The sequence below is a fragment of the Terriglobales bacterium genome (assembly GCA_035651655.1).
GTDB lineage: Bacteria > Acidobacteriota > Terriglobia > Terriglobales > Acidobacteriaceae > DASRFG01.
In genome coordinates this window covers 1-17,834 of sequence record DASRFG010000023.1, presented here as the reverse complement: position 1 = coordinate 17,834, position 17,834 = coordinate 1, and the positions used below count along the sequence as shown (strand labels likewise).

Below are 17,834 nucleotides of genomic sequence, written 5' to 3'. Positions count from 1 at the left end.
GAATCAGAATTTCGGGGCCCGGGTTTCCAATTCCCCGATTCCGCACTTACCACCTTACACAATTTTGCCTACCAGGTCGTAATCGTGGGCTTCCGTGATCTGGCAGCGATAAAACTCGCCGGGCTGAACATCCTCATGGTCCCCGGCGTCATTGATCAGCACTTTGCCGTCGATTTCAGGGGCGTGCATCGCGGTTCGCCCTTCCAGCAGCAGTTCGGTTTCGCCCGATGTGCCCTCGAGCAACAGGTCGAATTGCTTGCCGACCAGCGCGTTGTTCTTCTTGCGGTTAATCTGCCGCTGGATTTGCATCACCCGCTGCTTCCGCCTCTCAATCTCTTTCGAAGAGAGTTTTCCATCCAGCTGATGAGCCCCCGCTCCCTCCTCGTCGGAGTAACCAAATGCTCCCATCCAGTCGAACTGTGCCTGCTTCACAAATTCGCACAATTCTTCGAAATCGCTCTCGGTCTCCCCGGGGAAGCCGACAATAAACGTACTGCGTAGAGTGAGGTTGGGAATGACCTTTCGCATCTTTTCAATGGACCGCAGGAAAATCTCGTACCCGCCGCCGCGCTTCATCCGTTTGAGGACCGAGGCTGAAGCGTGCTGCAGCGGCACATCAATGTATGAGCAAATCTTTTCATTGGCCGCGATGGTTTCCAAAAGACGCTCGGTAATTTTGTTGGGATAGGCGTAAAGAAAACGCACCCAGCGCAACTCGGAAATGCCCGCCAACTTCTCCAGCAGCAGCGCCAGCCCATCTTTCAGACCGAAATCTTCCCCGTAGCATGTAGTGTCCTGGCCGATGAGCGTGATCTCGCGCACGCCACTGCTTGCCAGGCGTTCGGCCTCTGCTATTACTGACTCAAAACGTCGAGAACGAAACTTGCCCCGCAACTGCGGAATGATGCAGAAGCTGCAGGGGTGATCGCAGCCTTCGGCGATCTTGATGTACGCCGAGTGCCGCGGTGTCGCCAGCACCCGCGGTGTGCTCTCGTCATAAAGATAGTTGGGCAGATCGGAAATCGCGCCGTCCCAGCTCTCACGTGAGAACCGCCCCTGCGCAGCCCGCGCCTCGCCTTCCGGGCGAGAGCCGAAGATTACAAAAGGTGAATTCTGCTCGGTCCTCGCGGCAGCGCTGACACCCGTCGCATTGAGAATTCCTTCCAGTTCACCGGTCCCAACCACGGCGTCAACTTCAGGAATGTTCTTCCGAATCTCGTCCCGATACCGTTCCACCAAGCATCCGGCCACCACGAGTTTCTGGGCCCGGCCTGCCGTCTTATGGCGAGCCATCTCCAGGATCGCGTCCACCGATTCCTGTTTCGCGCTCTCTATAAAGGAGCAGGTATTCACGACGATGACATCAGCATCTTCCGCATGCGGCGTCAGTTCGGCGCCGGCCCGGCTCAGCAGCCCCATCATGACTTCGCTATCTACCAGATTTTTAGGACACCCCAGGCTCACAAAGCCGACCTTCTTAGGCTTGGCTGTCCTGGATTCGTCGGCGGGTGGCGCTACAGTGGGCTCTTTGACCAGCATGGAATCTATCTATTCTAACATTCGTAAGTTAGGGAGCTTGGTCACCTTCCGGGTGCGCCGACCCTCAATCCCCGGATTTCCCGCCGCTCGTCACTTCTTCGAACAATTCAGGTAGTTTCTTCGCGTCTTCCGCAGATTCCGCGAAGCGGGCGCGCTCGTAATGATCGGTGAATTGAGTCACCCGCCGGCGTACACGGAAATCCTCAATCGTGGTTGCGAACTCGTGCGGGGTTTGCATCGGCGATTTCTGCCATCCTCGGCGGGAGAGAGCCCGTATCAGCCGCTCATACCAGATGCTGGCAGCCAGGTGCGGTGAGCGTTCCGGCCGCCGCGCCACTCGGCGGTATTGCAGGCGTTTCCACAACCAGCCACCGTTCAATGCGAGCAGAAGTGCCGCCATGGCGCCCATGCCATATCCTGCCCACCGCCCTGGGGACAGGCGGACGGAATCCTGCACCTCTCGCGCGAGTTCCAGCAACCTGGCATAGCGCGCGCCCAGCCATTCGCGGCTGCTTTCCCATACCGCCCGTCCCGAGCGCGTGCTCTGCTGCGCCAGGGTGTGCTGGTGGCCAAAGTCGTAGTTCACTACCCACTCGCGCCAGAACTGTGCGGCAGCGTCCATATACAACCACAGACGGTGCCAGCCGATGTGTGCCTGGGCATCGCCTGCGGGTGTCGGGTCGAACGTCACCCATCCTTGCCCTGGGAAGTAGGCTTCCACCCAGGAATGAGCGTTGCGCGCACGGACCAGGTAGCTGCCGGTCAAGTCGTTATATTCAGCTCCGCGAAAGCCATTCACTATTCGCGAAGGGATGCCCAGAGTACGCAGCATCACGGCCATCGCGGAAGCGAAATACTCGCAGTGTCCTTGCTTCCGCACGAACAGGAAGTCGGCGATGGGATCACGCGGAATGGTTCGCGGCAGCTCTAAGGTGTAGCCCAACTGCGTGCGCAGATACTGCTCGATGCTGACCGCCTTGTCGTAATCATTGCTGGCGGTATTCGTGACCTGCCGAGCCAGGTCGTGGACTCGCGCATCTACCTTCGGCAATTGCAGGTAGCGCAGCGCGATCGAAGCCGGATAGTAGTTACCGCTGGTTGCTCGCAGCAGCGCCGCTGGCGGTTGTGCGAGTTCAGAAACACCGTCGTAGCTGGTAATAGCGCGCTCGCGGTCCGCATTGAATACAGCTCCCCCCCCATCGATTGCGATCTGCCGGTACGGCCCGCCAACCGAAACCGCCTTAGGCGCCAGAAAGAAGACGTTGGTTCCAATCGGCTCCATGATTACCCGATAGCGCACCGGGCGAGAGGGCAGGCGTGCTCCGCGTTCTTCCGGCGCCGTGGGAAGTAGAAAACGTCCGTCATTCACACGTGGCGCTTCGATCTGCGCCAAGGGATTCGACCAGCCCCGCCCATCAAACAATCCCAGCGATAGGCCGCGCCACTTCATTTCCGAAGCATCGCCGGGCGCTCCTTCGATCTGGATGTGCATGACCAGAGAATCCGATTGCTGAATTATGCCGATTTGTCCCAAGCGCACATTTTCACTGAATCCCGTAGCAAATTCGGTTCCCGGAGCATAAGCGCCCAGGTACCCGGCGGAGACGCGTGGTATCAGGAAGAAAATTGCTGTACCCGTCAACAGAATGAAGGTAACGAACAGCGGCCCGCAGGCTGCCAGCCAATACCCCATCTTCTGCTGGGCCGCCGGTGTGTCATCCTCGCGTGCGCGCACCACCGCCAGGGCCGCAGACCGCCGCATCTCCATCAGAATGAAAGTGGTCACCGCCACCAACATGAACAAGGTGAACCCAGCCAGGAAGATGCTGTCCACCGTCAGCACCGCCGCGGCCAGCACCATCAAGAACGAAAGCACCGCCAGGTACACGTAATCGCGCTCGCGGCGCACAGAAAACATCTTCACCGCCGCCGCAAACAAGACCAGGTGCACGGTTGCGCTTACGAAATTTCGCGAAAGCAGGAAGATGTCCGCAGAATAGAAGCCCACGTAAATGAGCGTCAGCAATGATGTCATTCGTTCTGAAAACAGGAATTGTCGCCCTCTGGCGAGGAGGTACCCGCGGGTGGTGAGTGCAGCCCCCATCAGAAGCAGCGAGGGGCCGTCCAATTTACCAGTGCTGTCTACACTCGCAAACCCGGCTGCCATTAGCAAATACAACGAGACTTGAAAGTAACGCTCTAGGGTGTTGGCAGCGGCAGCGGTGGCGGATGGCGGCGCTTGGGCGTCGAAGAGCATGGCTCGCGTTACGGCTAATCTGCTGATCTATTGTTAGCTAGTCCAGGCTCGAAGGGAAGAGGCAAAAGGGGCACTCAAAACAAAAAGCCAGGCACCGGGAACCCACTGCACACGCACGAGCCCGTTACCGTTGCTTCCTTCCGGACCTGGCGGGATTGGCGGGATTGCGTTGCGCGGGACCGATACCTGACCCTAACCATTTTACCATCGCCTCTCCGGACAGGCAGCCCGAGTTTCGCTCTTGATGCCGCGCCAGTGTCACCTCACGCAAATACGTTAGACAATTCTGAGCTCCATCCCTCACAATAGATTTCAATTGGAGAATTCATTGAATAAGATGCTGCGCGCCAAAATCACTGCTTTGGGTACCTACGTCCCGCCTCGGCTGCTCACCAACCACGATCTCGAAAAAATGGTCGAGACCTCCGACCAGTGGATTTTCGAGCGCACTGGAATCCGGGAGCGGCATATTGTGGACAAAGGCGTGGCGACCAGCGATTTGGCAGTGAAGGCGGCCTGCCGGGCGCTTGCCGAACGGGGGCTGGCTACCGACCAGATCGGCGCGATCATTGTTGCCACCGTCACCCCTGACATGTTTTTTCCCTCAACCGCCTGTGTAGTGCAGCACAAACTCGGCGCTAAGGGGACCTGGGGATTTGATCTGTCGGCGGCGTGCTCGGCTTTTATTTACGCTCTTCAGACCGGCGCTCAGTTCATTTCTACCGGCGCGCATAAGACGGTGTTGGTGATCGGTGCCGACGCCATGTCTTCCATCATTGACTACACCGACCGCGCCACTTGCGTAATTTTTGGCGACGGTGCCGGTGCAGTGCTGCTGGAGCCGAGCGAAGATGACGCGACCGGCATCATTGATTTTATTCATGAAGTTGACGGCTCCGGCGGCTGTGCTCTTTATATGCCCGGCGGCGGTAGCCTCAATCCTGCCACCCACGAGACCGTGGACAAGAAAATGCATTACGTTCACCAGGATGGCCAGGCGGTATTTAAGTTCGCGGTACGCAAACAGGCCGACATCTGCGAGCGTCTGCTCGAGCGCAACAATTTGAAGGGCAGCGACATTGATGTGTTCATTCCACATCAGGCCAACAAGCGCATCATCACCGCCACCGCGGAGCGCTTGAGCTTGCGTCCGGAGAGCGTGATCATCAATATTGACCGTTACGGAAACACCACCGCCGGTACGATCCCGCTTGCCATGGACAGCGCGCGCCAGGAAGGCAAGCTGAAGAAGGGAAGTCTGGTAATGCTGGCATCCGTGGGCGCGGGATTTACGGTTGGGGCCACGCTTCTGCGCTGGGCGTACTGAGGCAGTTTCGAGTTTCAGGTTTCAAGTTCAAGTTCAAGCTTACTAACCGCTTTTCCTGGGCTAAAATCCTCTGTGGTTTGATCTTCCCTGCGGAACCTTGGCGTCCTTTGTGGTGAGATTTTCCTTTGTGAACCTCTGTGCCCTCCGTGGTTAAGGCGTTTTGAGTTGTTAGTCTGCAGAAGCTTGAAACTCGAACCAGAAATTCGAAACTATTTCTTTTTTATTTCCTCTCTTTTTGCCGCTGCCTCCAGCGGCCTCTGCGGCTCAGTCATACGCTTGGGATCGAGGATCTCGGCAATTTCTTTCTCGCTGAGTAGCTTTTTCTCACGTGCAATATCGATGATGGACCGGCCGCTGGCCACCGATTCCTTCGCAATCTCTGCCGCCTTGGCGTATCCGATGTACGGATTCAGCGCCGTCGCCAGGGACACCGTGCTCTGCGCGTAAAAATTATTGCGCTTCTCGTTGGCCGTGATCCCGGCGATGCAGTACTCGGTGAACTGGTGCAGCATGTTGGTCAGGATTGTGATGGACTGCAGCACGCTGTATGCCATCGTCGGCATCATCACGTTGAGCTCCAGCTGGCCCGCTTGCACCGCCAGCGCGACTGCAGTGTCATTGCCGACCACCTGGAACGACACCATCGCCGCTAGTTCCGGAATCACCGGATTAATTTTTCCCGGCATGATCGAAGAACCCGGCTGCAGCGCCGGCAAATTGATCTCCGCGAAGCCTGTGTTGGGCCCGGAAGCGAGCAGCCGCAGGTCATTGGAGATACGAATCACCTCCAGCGCCAGATTCCGCAGCGCGCCCGAAACTGCCGCCATGGCCAGATTTGACTGCATGGCGTACCGCATGTCGTCCACGGGTTTCAACTTTTGTCCGGATATGCGCGCAAGGGCAGCGATCGCCTTCTCACGATAATCAGGGTGAGTGTTGATGCCCGTTCCCACTGCCGACCCCCCTAGTCCCAGTTCGCGCAGCAGCTCCGAAGACTGGCGTATGGCAGCACTCGCCCGTCGAATGGCGCCTGCATACGCCGTGAACTCCTGTCCCAGTCGCATGGGCACGGCGTCCTGCATATGAGTGCGGCCAGACTTCAGGACGTCGTGAAACTCTTTACCCTTTTTCTCCAGCGCCGCAGCGAGAGCTTCCAAGGCGGCATACAGCTTCTCCAGCTCCAGAAGGGTCGCCAGCCGCATCCCGGTAGGAAATACATCGTTCGTGGACTGCCCATAATTGACGTGATCGTTGGGATGAACTATCGAGTACTCACCCAGACTGCCGCCCAAGATTTCAATGGCACGGTTAGCGATCACCTCATTGCTGTTCATGTGGAAGCTGACGCCGGCGCCTGCCTGAAAGACATCCACCACGAACTCGCCGTCCCACTTACCTTGCTGCACTTCCTTCGCGGCTTGGACAATCGCGCGAGCGCGCTTTTCGTCAATCAATCCGAGTTCGAGATTTGCTTCGGCCGCCGCCTGCTTCACCATGCCAAAGGCGCGGATCAGCGTAGGATGCGCCCGCATTCCGGAAATAGGGAAGTTCTCCACCGCGCGCGCGGTTTGGATTCCGTAATGTACGCCGGCAGGAATTTCTTTGGTGCCCAGCGAATCTTTTTCGGTGCGCGTCAGGTCTTTAGTGGCGGTGGCCATAGTCACTCCTGATGAGTGCCGCATCAACTGGACTGAAACTGCTTACGCGATCGAAGCTCAGCGAAAATTATAGCAAGCGGCTGGCGTGGGGAACCCGCCCTGAGCTGTCGGTATGAGGCCGCACCAGGAATCATCACCAACCGGGTGCGCGAAATTCCACATGCTAGAATCGCTTTTTTGCCGTGCGAACGCTGAGCATCTCAGTGCCAGAGTTGCACATTCATGGCGCTTCAGAAGACCACCGAAATTCCCGACACCCTTACCCGACGCCAGGCAACGTCGCGTCTCCATGCGAGCGCCGACGTGTTGGTGATCGGCGCCGGACCTACGGGGCTGGCCTGTGCCATTGATGCGCAGAACCTGGGATTGAAGGCGCTCGTCCTCGACAAAGGCTGCCTGGTCAACTCAATTTTTCATTATCCGGCGCACATGACCTTCTTCACCACGCCGGAACTGCTGGAAATTGGCAATATCCCTTTTAATACTGCCAACATGAAGCCCACGCGTGCTGAAGCCCTGGAGTATTACCGAAACGTCGCCCAGCACTATGAATTGAATGTACATCAGTATGAGTGGGTGAAAACCGTTAACGGTCGTGACGGCGATTTCCGCATCACCACCAATGACCGGGCAGGTCACATTTTCGACTACACCACTAGGAAAGTAATCGTCGCAACCGGCTACTACGATCTGCCAAACATCATGGGTGTACCGGGCGAGGATTTGCCCAAGGTCCACCATTATTACAATGAGCCGCATCCTTATTACGACAGCGATGTGCTGGTGATTGGTGGCAAGAATTCGGCCGCTATTGCGGCCCTGGAGCTGTGGCGGCACGGCGCGCGCGTAACTCTGGTCTACCGCGGCCCTGGCATCCATAGTCACGTAAAGTACTGGATCAAGCCCGACATTGAGAACCGCATCAAGAATGGGGAAGTCGCCGCCTATTTTCGCAGCCAAGTGCTGGAGATCCTGCCGGAATCAGTCGTAATTGAGACGCCAGAGGGCGAGGTGGTTCAGAAGAACGACTTTGTTTTCGCCCTCACCGGGTATCACCCAGACTATGACTTTTTGCGCAGCATGGGCATCGAGCTTTCAGCGGATCAGTGCCGCCCAGTTTGCGACCCGGAAACGCTGGAGAGTAATGTCCCGGGAATTTATGTTGCAGGGGTAATCGTCGCCGGCTCGCGAACGAATGAGATCTTTATCGAAAACGGCCGCTTTCACGGACAGCTCATTGCCGCAGATTTGAAAAGGAAACTGAAGCCGGACACTGCTTGATTCAGCACTTCGGCAATCCTTTTTCGATGGCCGTTCCTTCTTCGTAATCGTTCCAGGTGTCAATCAGCAAAAAAGGCAAAGGATGCGAATCGTTGTAATACGCGCGGAACATTCGTAGCGTGTCTTCGAATGTCCGACCGCACCGGGAATTGATGCGCCGGTTCCGGCTCCAGCCAGCCTTGCGATCATCGAACCCTGGCCAAGCGCCGCCTACCGCTATCTTATCGGGAAATTTCGTATTCACCGTGGTGTAGAAGTAGCGCAAGTAATCTTCTCCCCAGTTGTTCCCGTCCGGGGTCCAGCCTCCCTTGCCAGGATTCACCCACGCATAGAACCCATCAAACGCACCGTTATATTGGCCATCGAAATCCTTGTAGATAAGCAAGGGCTTGTCGGGCATTGGCCAGCTATCTACTCCCTGTCGCACCTGGTTCCAGTTAGTGCCCGCGTTTTTGGGAAAAATGAAGATCAGCGGGCGCCCATTCAACCTCAGGTAAGCATCGCGTGACGGACCAGCCTGCGGCCCAATGTAGAGATCATAGGCATAACGCAAGTCAACCAGCACGGCATCGGTTGCGGAGCCCGGCGAGTCCACTGCCTCGTCATATTGAATCGCAACCTTAAAATTACTTTCAGCAGCCACTTTTTGTAGCTTGGCATAGTTGCCATCTTCAAATTCCTTGCGTGGCCCGTACCAGTTCACCACAAAACCTGAGATTCCCAGCTGCCGCGCCTGCGCTATTTGTTTTCGCAATACCTCGGCGTCTCCAGATGAATAACCGACGTTCATGTGGCTCTTATTTCCGAACCACGGCTGATAAGCGGCCAGCAGCTGCGGCCATGGTTCAGGGGACTGGATAGTTGCCGCGCGCAGTGCTTGTTGCATGTTGCTGCGATAACAACCCGCCAGGGGCAGGAGCAGCAACGCCACACAAGGCAAGAGCAGAAAATGAGTGAATGAATGCCGGACCGTCATATTAGGTTTGTAGTGCGTAAGAAACGTCAGACTGCTTAGATGTCCAATCCAGCAGCAGTGTTGGACAGGGATGCTGGAGCTTGTTTTGCAAGGCATAGATACATAAACTCAAGCCGCCTACTCCATGGCCGCCCTGCTCCACATCACTAACGGCGACTCGGTGATCTTCGGTTTTCGAGAGGCCGGTCTCGAAGGCGATTATTTGTCCTGGCTCGATTTGCTGTATGAAGGCCCGGTTCCCCCGGTCAGCTTCGACGAGCTTTCAAGCATTCGTAGTCGCCATATTGCTGACCTGGCCTGGGCAACTTACGAAACAGCCAAGGCGCAGTTCGCCGCGCGCGACCAGAAACTAAAATCGTTCCGCTCATACAAAGAAGTAGTTTTATGGTTCGAGCACGACCTTACCGACCAGCTGCAGCTCATTCAGCTCTTAGATTGGTTTGCGGGACAGGACCTGGGTGACACGCGCCTGAGTTTGATTAACATCAACGCCTATCCGGGTGTTGTGCCGTTTTATGGGCTTGGGATGTTGAATGGTCAGCAATTGCTCAAGCTCTTGCCCGACCGCAAGACGGTTACACCTCAACAATTCTCCTCCGGCCGGGCGGCGTGGAAGATGTTTTGCGCGGCCGAGCCCTCCCTCTTACTCGCTCTCATCAAGGCCGACCTGCCTGGGTTGCCATTTTTGAAGTCAGCTGTGCTGCGCTTCTTGGAGGAATATCCATCAGCGCACAACGGGCTATCCCGTACCGAGCAGCAGATTCTTCTTGCAGTTGCTGACGGAAAAAAAGAACGAGGTGAAATGTTTCTGGCTACTCAAGAACGCGAGAGTACACCCTTTATGGGTGACTCCTCGACTTACTTACGTTTGGATCGGCTCGCCGCAGGTCACAAGCCGGCACTCGAAAAAAGCGCGGTGGGTACATACTCAATTACCCAGTTCGGAAGAGGCCTGCTCGCCAGTAAGGCAGATTGGATCCGCCACAATGGGATAGATCTCTGGTTCGGTGGAGTGCATCTGCAAAGCGACAGACACGGCAAAGACAGTCCCTGGCGCTGGGATCGAGAACAGCAGACCTTAATCGCTCAGCCTAAACGCCGAAGCTAAATCGGGAGCCCTAAAAGGGTATGTCTTCGTCGGTAATTGTGGTCGCGTGCGCCACGTCGGCTTCGGGCACGCGCTGGTCGAAACTGGCTGCAGCGCCCCGGCTGCGGCCACCGGCGTCATCCCCGCCACCCGAAGCATCCCGTTGTCCACCCAGCAATACGATATCGTTGGCTACAATCTCGGTCATATACTTCTTCTGACCGGAGTCTTTGTCATCCCACGAACGGGTCTGCAAGCGTCCTTCGACGTAAACGCTGCGGCCCTTCTTCAGATATTCGCCGCAGATTTCCGCCAGCCGTTGCCAGGCAACAATGTTGTGCCATTCGGTGCGGTCCTGCCACTGGCCTTCCTTATCTTTGAAACGCTCATTGGTTGCTATCGAGAACTTCGCGACCGCCATGCCGTTGGGCGTGTACTTCACTTCCGGATCTTTGCCGAGATTGCCGATGAGGATGACTTTGTTAACACTTTTTGCCATGGGAGACGCTCCTCTTTAATCTATGCGAGTGCCCTCCGGGGCTCCGGCCGTGCAAGCCTGGCTGTGAAATGAACGGCGGATGTCCTGGGATTGGTGAGCCCAATATAACAGAAATATTGCGGCTTAAAGTGTTTGCCCGGAAATGTTGCAGTGTGAGAGTGTCGTTTCGGTTCGACCCGGAACTCTTACGACGCTGCCGCCGATTCTTCCGTCTGGTCGGCAACTTGGGCTGCCATCGCATGATGACGCCGGGCCAACCACACCACCACCACAAACAATATTCCACCCACCAACTGGGCGGCGATGGCGGCGTGGAGCGCGCTGGGCAAACCATACCGGTCCGCCAGTCTTCCCACCAAAGGCGGCGCCACTGCCATAGAAAATAGGTTAACAAAAAGAGAATAGAGTCCGAGCGCGGTGGCGTGGCCTTGCGGCGAAATTAGATCGTGAATAGTTGCGGTCACCGGGCCGTGATACCAGCTCATGAAAAAGGCCCCCAGTCCGAACAGCACCACGAATCCCATCTTGCTGTGGCTTTCAATGGCAAAATAAATCAGCGGCGCGGCAATAATGAAACCGATTGGAATCACTATTGTTCTGCCCCCCAGCATTACCTGTGAAAGTTTGTCCGAAACCGTCGCTCCCACTAACACCCCGCACATGCCGGATAAAATCGACGTGAGTCCCAGCACTACACCGGATTCACTCGCGCTGAACCCTTTATAGGTCTGCACCAGCTCCGGTCCCCATACGATGTATGTATAACCGGCGAACGCGCTGAACCAGCCCGCAACCAGAACCATCACATACGCCGGCACACGCAGCAGCTCAACGATGGGGAACAATGCGTCTGGCGTAACGCGCCGCGGTTCACGCAGCTTAAACACCGACAAACCCAGCAACAATCCGGGGAAGCCCACTATAAAAAATGCGGGACGCCATCCGAACCACTGCCCCATGATGCCGCCCAATGCCATTCCCACTGCCCCGCCCACGAACATGCCGATATCAAATACGCCTTGCACTCGCGCTCGCATGGTCTTAGGAAAAGCCGCCGAAATGATCGCCGCTCCCGCAGGCGTGTAGGCTGCTTCGCCCACTCCCACCAGAGCGCGTGCGGCCAATAATCCCCGGAATGAGCGCACCAATCCACTGAAGAAAGTTGCAGCGCTCCAGAAAAGAACCCCACCCGCAATCACCGCCCGCCGCGAGGTACGGTCCGCTAGCATTCCCAAAGGCAAACTTACGATTGACAGCACGATGGTAAACGAAGTCGCGAGCAATCCAGATTGGAAGAAAGTCAGGCCGAAGTCCCGGCGCAGAAAAGGGAACAGCGGGAATATCATCTGCCGGTCAACGTAGTTAACAAAGTTGATCAGCATTAACAGGGTAAGCACCCGTCGCTGGTACGAACTGAAATTCCCGAAGCTCATAACCAAGAAATGTCGTGCCCTGGCGCGTTTATTAAACGCAGACTACCAGACCCGACCTTCGCCGCAAGCTATAAAGCAAGCGGCAAACATGAAACAGTGTGACACTGTTCTTTACAACTTTGTTTCGACAAACGCCCGGCTGATTGAAAAGGCACGCACCCTCACGTAAACTCGCTCCACTTTTTTCTTCTTTGGCTTGGGAGCCGCAATGGCGGACTTAGACGCAGAACCGCAACTCGGGTCAAGCGATCGCCCTGCCAGTGAACGCCTCGACTCCTGGAAGGAAATTGCCGCCTATCTCCGCCGCGAGGTCAGGACGGTCCAACGCTGGGAGCGCAGTGAGGGCCTCCCGGTCCATCGCCATCTTCACGAAAAGCTGGGGACGGTTTACGCCTACCGCTCTGAACTCGACACCTGGTGGCACAGCCGCCAGGCCGGCATTGAAAAGCAAGAGCAAAGCAATCAGCATGTCACAAGCGAAACCCCCGTAGAGGCGCCGAAGACAGCAAAGCAAAACATCCACGTCTCGCGTCTTGTTTTCGTCACGCTTGCAGTTGCCTTTACCATCACGATCGCCTCAAATTATGGCCAGATTGCCCGATGGATTGAGCACTGGAGAAATCCCGCTCCTTCGAGAGTGAGAGTAGCCGTCCTGCCCTTCAAGAATCTGGGTGGAGATCCTGACCAGCAGTACTTTGCCGCCGGACTTACGGACGAGATGATCGCCCGCTTGTCCCAGGTCAGCCCGCAGAAGATCCGCGTCGTAGCTCTGAATGCAACTTATCTCGACAAACCTCTGCGTGAGATTGGCAAGGAATTTCAGGTGGGCTACGTGCTGAAGGGGAGTGTCAGACGTGCCGGAGGGCGCGTCGGAGTAACGGGAGAACTGATCCAGGTTCAGGATCAAACTGAAGTTTGGGCACAAAGCTACGAACGCGATCTGAGCGACGTGTTGCAAATTCAAAGCGAGATCGCCCGTGCGATTGCCAGCGCGATCAGCAGCAAACTGCCAACCTCCTCAACCCCTGCTCCCCAGGTTGACCCCGAAGCCTACGAAGCGTATCTGAAAGGCCGGTACTTCTGGAACAAGCGCACTCCTGAGAGTCTGACCAAAGCTGTCCAGTACTTTGAACATGCCATCGCGAAACAGCCCAACTATGCTGCCGCACACGCGGGCCTCGCTGACTGCTACGGACTGCTCGGCTCAGTGCCATACACCGCGCTACCGCCTAAAGCTGCATTTCCAAAAGCTGAGGCCGCCGCCAACAGAGCGCTAGAAATTGATCCCAACCTCGCCGAAGCGCATGTATCTCTGGGCTACGCCAAATTGGTATACGAGTGGGATTCCAGTGGAGCACAGCGGGAATTTCAGCGCGCTCTGCAGTTGCGTCCGGACAATGCCACAGCACACCAGTATTACGCCTACTATCTGACCGCCATCGGCCATCTACACGATGCGATTGCCGAACGTAAGAAGGCGCAAGAACTGGATCCACTCTCGCCAGTGATCACATCCGCTTTGGGCGAGGTGCTCTATCTCAACCGGCAGTTCGACGCGGCCATCGAGCAATACCAGAAATCGCTGGAGCTTGATCCGAACTTCGCGATCGGGCTCATCAATCTGGGACGGGCTTACGGTCAGAAGGGCATGCACGCCCAGGCAAAGGAAATCTTTCACAAGGCCCTGGCAGCTGCCGGGGAGGATCCTGGAATCCTCATGTTGCTGGCCTACGAGGATGCCATCACCGGAGATTCCGTAGGCGCCAAGGAGATCCTGTCGCGCCTGCGCCAGCTTTCGGCCGGTCGCTACGTACCCGCAGCATACATTGCTGTGGTTTACGAAGGCTTGGGCGATAAAGACCAGGCATTCCGCTGGCTTAGCAGGGCATATGACGAACGTTGCGATTACCTGGTGTATCTTGCCAGCGAACCTATGGGCGATAAGCTCCGGGCCGACCGCCGATATCAGCAATTGCTCAATCGCGTAGGCCTCACCGGGTCAGTTGAGTCGCGCAGCTCTGTCCGATACGACAAATTGCGACATTCCACCTAAGGAGCTTTGTCGCTTGCGCCGCAGACTCATCGCAAGCTACCTTCCCGGCATCACTTCGGCTGAATTTCGCAGCGGCTACGGTCGCAGGAGGCCTTTCGCAATGCGGGGGAGAGCTTGTAAGTCACTGAATGCCAATGTTTTGCTCCCACTTAAGCGGCGTCAGACTCTCTTAGACCAGCAATTTCAGCCGTTCGCTACAAATGGATTCGATTCAGCAAGGAATAGTACAAGAATGGCAACGACTACCCGAATGCTAGTGGTGTATCTTGCATAATCCGTTAGCGAACAGAACTTCCACCCCAAGCCACGAAATGAAGGTGAAGCGATGAGCACTTCGACGCATCCTGTGAACAACAGCGGACTTATCCAGATCTCGACGGTTGAGGAAATGATTCGCCAACGCGTGGCGGAAGAGCGTGCCCGGCTGGAAAAGGAAGCTGGCATTGTGCACAAGCAGACGCACAATTTCCATAAGCCGATTGAACATGCCTTCACAGCCGATCAGCGGCCTCGGACCACGCTGCTTTTTGGTGGCCTGACTTGGAAGCACGAAAAACTAGTACAGGGTGCCTTGGAAGGCTTGGGATACAAGTGCGAAGTCGTGCCAACGCCGAACGTGAAGGCGTTCCAGCTGGGCAAAGAGTACGGCAACAACGGGCAGTGCAATCCCACATATTTCACTGTCGGCAACCTGGTGCAGTATCTGCAACAGTTGGAAGAAGCTGGCCAAAAGCGCGAAGACCTGATCAATAACTACGTCTTCCTGACCGCGGGCGCGTGCGGGCCCTGCCGCTTCGGCATGTATGAGGCTGAGTACCGGCTCGCCCTCCGCAATGCCGGCTTTGACGGATTCCGCGTCATGTTGTTCCAGCAGTCGGGCGGGCTCAACCAGGCCGAAGCAGAAGCCGGTTTGGAAATGAATCTGGACTTCTTCTTGAACATGCTCAACGGCATGAACATGGGAGACGTGATCAATGAAGTCGCGCATCAGATTCGCGCCTTTGAGGTGAACGCCGGCGAAACCGATGCAGTGCTCGACGAAGTTGTGGACTACATGTATGAAGTGCTTCGGAAGAAGTCACCGTGGACGGTTGAAGAACGTCTAGGCAAAGTTGCGGGCATGCTGCCGATGAAGGGAACTGTCGAGTATCTGGGCAAATTCCTGGAGCAGCTCTACAGCGATGATTACGTGCAGGCGCTGAATCACGTTCGCGACCGGTTTAACTCGATCAAAGTGGATCGGCTTAAAGTGAAGCCGATCGTGAAGATCACCGGCGAATTCTGGGCTCAGACTACCGAAGGCGACGGCAATTTCAACATGTTCGCTTTCCTCAACCGTGAAGGCGCACAGGTCATTGTCGAGTCCATCGCAACCTGGATCAATTACCTCATCCATCAGGCGATCCAGAAGACCAAAGACCGGCGCGGGCTGGAGGAAGGTGCGGTGATGCCCGCCGGCTGGCGCTTGGATAAGCACGCCAAGATTGAATGGACTTACCGCAACAAGCTGATGAAACTGAAGGCTGCGGAGATGATCTTTGCCCGCGAGTACCACAAGATCGTGGAGGCGCTCGGCGGGACAGGGCACAAGCTTGTCAACCAATACGAACTGCAGCGCGTGGGACATCCTTACTACAACACCCGCGCAGAAGGCGGCGAGGGCCACCTGGAGGTCGCCAAGAACATTTACTACACTAATAAAGAACTGGCGCACATGGTGCTATCGCTGAAGCCGTTCGGCTGCATGCCTTCCACGCAATCTGACGGTGCACAGTCGGCCGTGGTTGCGCATTACAAAGACATGATCTTCCTGCCGATCGAAACCTCCGGCGAAGGCGAGATCAACGCTCACAGCCGCGTCCAAATGGCGCTGGGCGAGGCCAAAGCCAAAGCCAAGCTGGAATTCAAGGACGTGTTGCAGAAGATCGGCAAGAGCGCTGACGAGCTAAGGGAATACGTAGCGCAGAATCCGGAGCTTTCGGCGGCACTCTATCAAGTGCCGAAATACAAAGGCGTGATTGGGACTGCAGCGAATTTTGCCATTGATGTAGCCGAGAAGATGGGCACCAAGGTTCCGTATCACGTGGAAGCGCACTGAAGCCGCGGCGAAGCAAATTGGACTGTACGTTAGCTTCGTGAACCTTCGCGTCCTTTGTGATTAAAGGTTTTTGCTGTTTGGGTTAGGAGACCGATGCCAGGAATCACCGAAAAAGCGGATCCGCAGAAGAAATACGACCTGCTCTGGATGGGCGTTGACGTAGGTTCCACCACGGTAAAAGTCGTGGTGATCGACGGCGACACTGACGCCATTCTTTGGGCGGACTATCAGCGGCACGAGACCAAGCAGCCGGAGAAGGCGATCGAGATGTTGAAGGCGATCGCGGCTGACCTTCCGGCAACGCCGTTTGAGAATTACCGCGTCTTCATCACCGGCTCGGGCGGCTCGGGCATTGCCAAGCACATTGGCGCCAAATTCGTGCAGGAAGTGAACGCGGTGTCACTGGCGGTAGAAAAACTCTATCCCGAATGCGGCTCGGTGATCGAACTCGGCGGGCAGGACGCCAAGATCATCATCTTCAAGGAAGACCCCGAGACCGGCAAAAAGAAAAAGCTGCCTTCCATGAACGACAAGTGCGCGGGCGGAACCGGCGCGGTGATCGACAAGATCAACGCCAAGCTGCGTATTCCCTCCGATCAGCTCTGCCAGATGGGCTATGAGGGCCTGAAGCTGCATCCCGTGGCGGGCAAGTGCGGCGTCTTCGCCGAAACCGATATCAACGGCCTGCAGAAGCAAGGCGTTCCGCCACCCGAGCTGATGGCGTCGCTGTTCGAGTCCATCGTGCAGCAGAACCTTTCGGTGCTTACCCGCGGCAATACGCTGCGTCCGGTTGTGCTGCTGCTCGGCGGTCCGAATTGCTACATCAAGGGCATGAGGGATTGCTGGAAAGCGAACATCCCCAAGATCTGGGAAGAGCGGAATTATCCGCTGCCCGAGGGCGTGGATCCGGAAGAGTTGGTTCGCACGCCAGACAATGCTCAATATTTTGCCTGCATCGGTGCGGTGGAGTTCGGCAAGCAGGAAGACCCCGGCATTGGCGTTTACCAAGGCTACGAGAAGCTGGAGTGGTACATCACTGAAGGCCGCGCAATCGAAAAGGCCAAAAAGGGCGGCGGGCAGGCCTTAGCCAAAGATGACGCCGAGCTTACTGCGTTCAAAACCAAGTACGCCAAGAAAAAGTTTGTGCCGGCAACGTTTGAACCAGGGCAGGTAGTCGAAGGATTCCTCGGAATTGACGGCGGCTCAACGTCAACAAAAGCTGTGCTGGTGGATAAGGACCGCAACGTTCTTTGCAAGACTTATCAGCTCTCGCACGGTAATCCGATCGAGGACACTCAAGAGGTTGTCGCCAAAGTTGCGAAGCAGGTGAGCGACCAGGGGGCCACCCTGCGAATCATGGGTGTGGGTACGACCGGCTACGCTAAAGACATTTTGAAAGACGCCGTCGGGGCGGACGTAGCGCTGGTCGAGACGGTTGCGCACACACAGGCGGCGTTGCACTTCTATCCCGATGCTGATGTGATCTGCGATGTCGGCGGTCAGGACATCAAGATCATCGTCCTTAAAGACGGCCGGGTAAAAGATTTCAAGCTCAACACCCAATGCTCGGCGGGCAATGGTTACTTCCTGCAAGGAACGTGCGAATCGTTCGGCTTCAAAGTGGAA

12 protein-coding genes and 1 other RNA gene are annotated in these 17,834 nt (G+C 56.4%); 6 read left to right on the top strand and 7 right to left on the bottom strand.

Features of this window, described 5'->3' with window-relative positions; translation table 11 throughout:
- Nucleotides 1-54 precede the first annotated feature (54 nt).
- The 3 genes from rimO to ffs all read right to left on the bottom strand — a co-directional run bounded on the left by rimO (nucleotide 55) and on the right by ffs (nucleotide 3,982).
- Nucleotides 55-1,539: a 30S ribosomal protein S12 methylthiotransferase RimO gene (gene rimO, locus VFA76_08550; GenBank protein ID HZR31887.1), complete on the bottom strand. Its 1,485-nt coding sequence runs from the start codon at nucleotides 1,537-1,539 to the stop codon at nucleotides 55-57.
- A gap of 64 nt (nucleotides 1,540-1,603) precedes the next feature.
- On the bottom strand, nucleotides 1,604-3,796 hold the full coding sequence (locus VFA76_08545; GenBank protein ID HZR31886.1) for a DUF3488 and transglutaminase-like domain-containing protein: 2,193 nt from the start codon (nucleotides 3,794-3,796) through the stop codon (nucleotides 1,604-1,606).
- 88 nt (nucleotides 3,797-3,884) lie between these two features.
- Nucleotides 3,885-3,982: signal recognition particle sRNA small type (gene ffs / locus VFA76_08540), an RNA gene on the bottom strand.
- A 151-nt stretch (nucleotides 3,983-4,133) separates the two neighbouring features.
- Between ffs and VFA76_08535 the strand changes: the two genes are divergently transcribed.
- The gene (locus VFA76_08535; GenBank protein ID HZR31885.1) at nucleotides 4,134-5,123 is read left to right on the top strand and encodes a beta-ketoacyl-ACP synthase III; all 990 of its coding nucleotides are present in this window, start codon (nucleotides 4,134-4,136) and stop codon (nucleotides 5,121-5,123) included.
- Between the two features lie 209 nt (nucleotides 5,124-5,332).
- Here the strand turns inward: VFA76_08535 and VFA76_08530 are convergent, their stop codons facing one another.
- The gene (locus VFA76_08530) at nucleotides 5,333-6,781 is read right to left on the bottom strand and encodes an aspartate ammonia-lyase (GenBank protein HZR31884.1); all 1,449 of its coding nucleotides are present in this window, start codon (nucleotides 6,779-6,781) and stop codon (nucleotides 5,333-5,335) included.
- Nucleotides 6,782-7,003: 222 nt separating this feature from the next.
- Here VFA76_08530 and VFA76_08525 point away from each other — a divergent pair, with 222 nt between their 5' ends.
- Nucleotides 7,004-8,062: a YpdA family putative bacillithiol disulfide reductase gene (locus tag VFA76_08525; GenBank protein HZR31883.1), complete on the top strand. Its 1,059-nt coding sequence runs from the start codon at nucleotides 7,004-7,006 to the stop codon at nucleotides 8,060-8,062.
- Nucleotide 8,063: 1 nt separating this feature from the next.
- On the opposite strand, the gene VFA76_08520 is transcribed toward VFA76_08525, so the two are convergent.
- Complete coding sequence (locus VFA76_08520; protein HZR31882.1) at nucleotides 8,064-9,038, bottom strand: endo-1,3-alpha-glucanase family glycosylhydrolase; 975 nt, start codon at nucleotides 9,036-9,038, stop codon at nucleotides 8,064-8,066.
- A 124-nt stretch (nucleotides 9,039-9,162) separates the two neighbouring features.
- On the opposite strand from VFA76_08520, the gene VFA76_08515 reads away from it, so the two are divergent.
- Complete coding sequence (locus tag VFA76_08515) at nucleotides 9,163-10,146, top strand: hypothetical protein (GenBank protein ID HZR31881.1); 984 nt, start codon at nucleotides 9,163-9,165, stop codon at nucleotides 10,144-10,146.
- Between the two features lie 10 nt (nucleotides 10,147-10,156).
- On the opposite strand, the gene VFA76_08510 is transcribed toward VFA76_08515, so the two are convergent.
- Together VFA76_08510 and VFA76_08505 are read right to left on the bottom strand one after the other, a co-directional pair.
- Nucleotides 10,157-10,624, bottom strand: coding sequence for a single-stranded DNA-binding protein (locus VFA76_08510; GenBank protein HZR31880.1), 468 nt, complete (start codon nucleotides 10,622-10,624; stop codon nucleotides 10,157-10,159).
- 185 nt (nucleotides 10,625-10,809) lie between these two features.
- Nucleotides 10,810-12,057: an MFS transporter gene (locus tag VFA76_08505; protein HZR31879.1), complete on the bottom strand. Its 1,248-nt coding sequence runs from the start codon at nucleotides 12,055-12,057 to the stop codon at nucleotides 10,810-10,812.
- Nucleotides 12,058-12,265: 208 nt separating this feature from the next.
- On the opposite strand from VFA76_08505, the gene VFA76_08500 reads away from it, so the two are divergent.
- The 3 genes from VFA76_08500 to VFA76_08490 all read left to right on the top strand — a co-directional run.
- Nucleotides 12,266-14,110: a tetratricopeptide repeat protein gene (locus VFA76_08500; protein HZR31878.1), complete on the top strand. Its 1,845-nt coding sequence runs from the start codon at nucleotides 12,266-12,268 to the stop codon at nucleotides 14,108-14,110.
- A 325-nt stretch (nucleotides 14,111-14,435) separates the two neighbouring features.
- Nucleotides 14,436-16,208 (top strand): hypothetical protein, encoded by a 1,773-nt coding sequence (locus tag VFA76_08495; protein HZR31877.1) that lies wholly within the window; start codon nucleotides 14,436-14,438, stop codon nucleotides 16,206-16,208.
- Nucleotides 16,209-16,301: 93 nt separating this feature from the next.
- Nucleotides 16,302-17,834, top strand: a 1,533-nt coding sequence (locus VFA76_08490; protein ID HZR31876.1) for a BadF/BadG/BcrA/BcrD ATPase family protein, incomplete at its 3' end; no start/stop codon positions are given.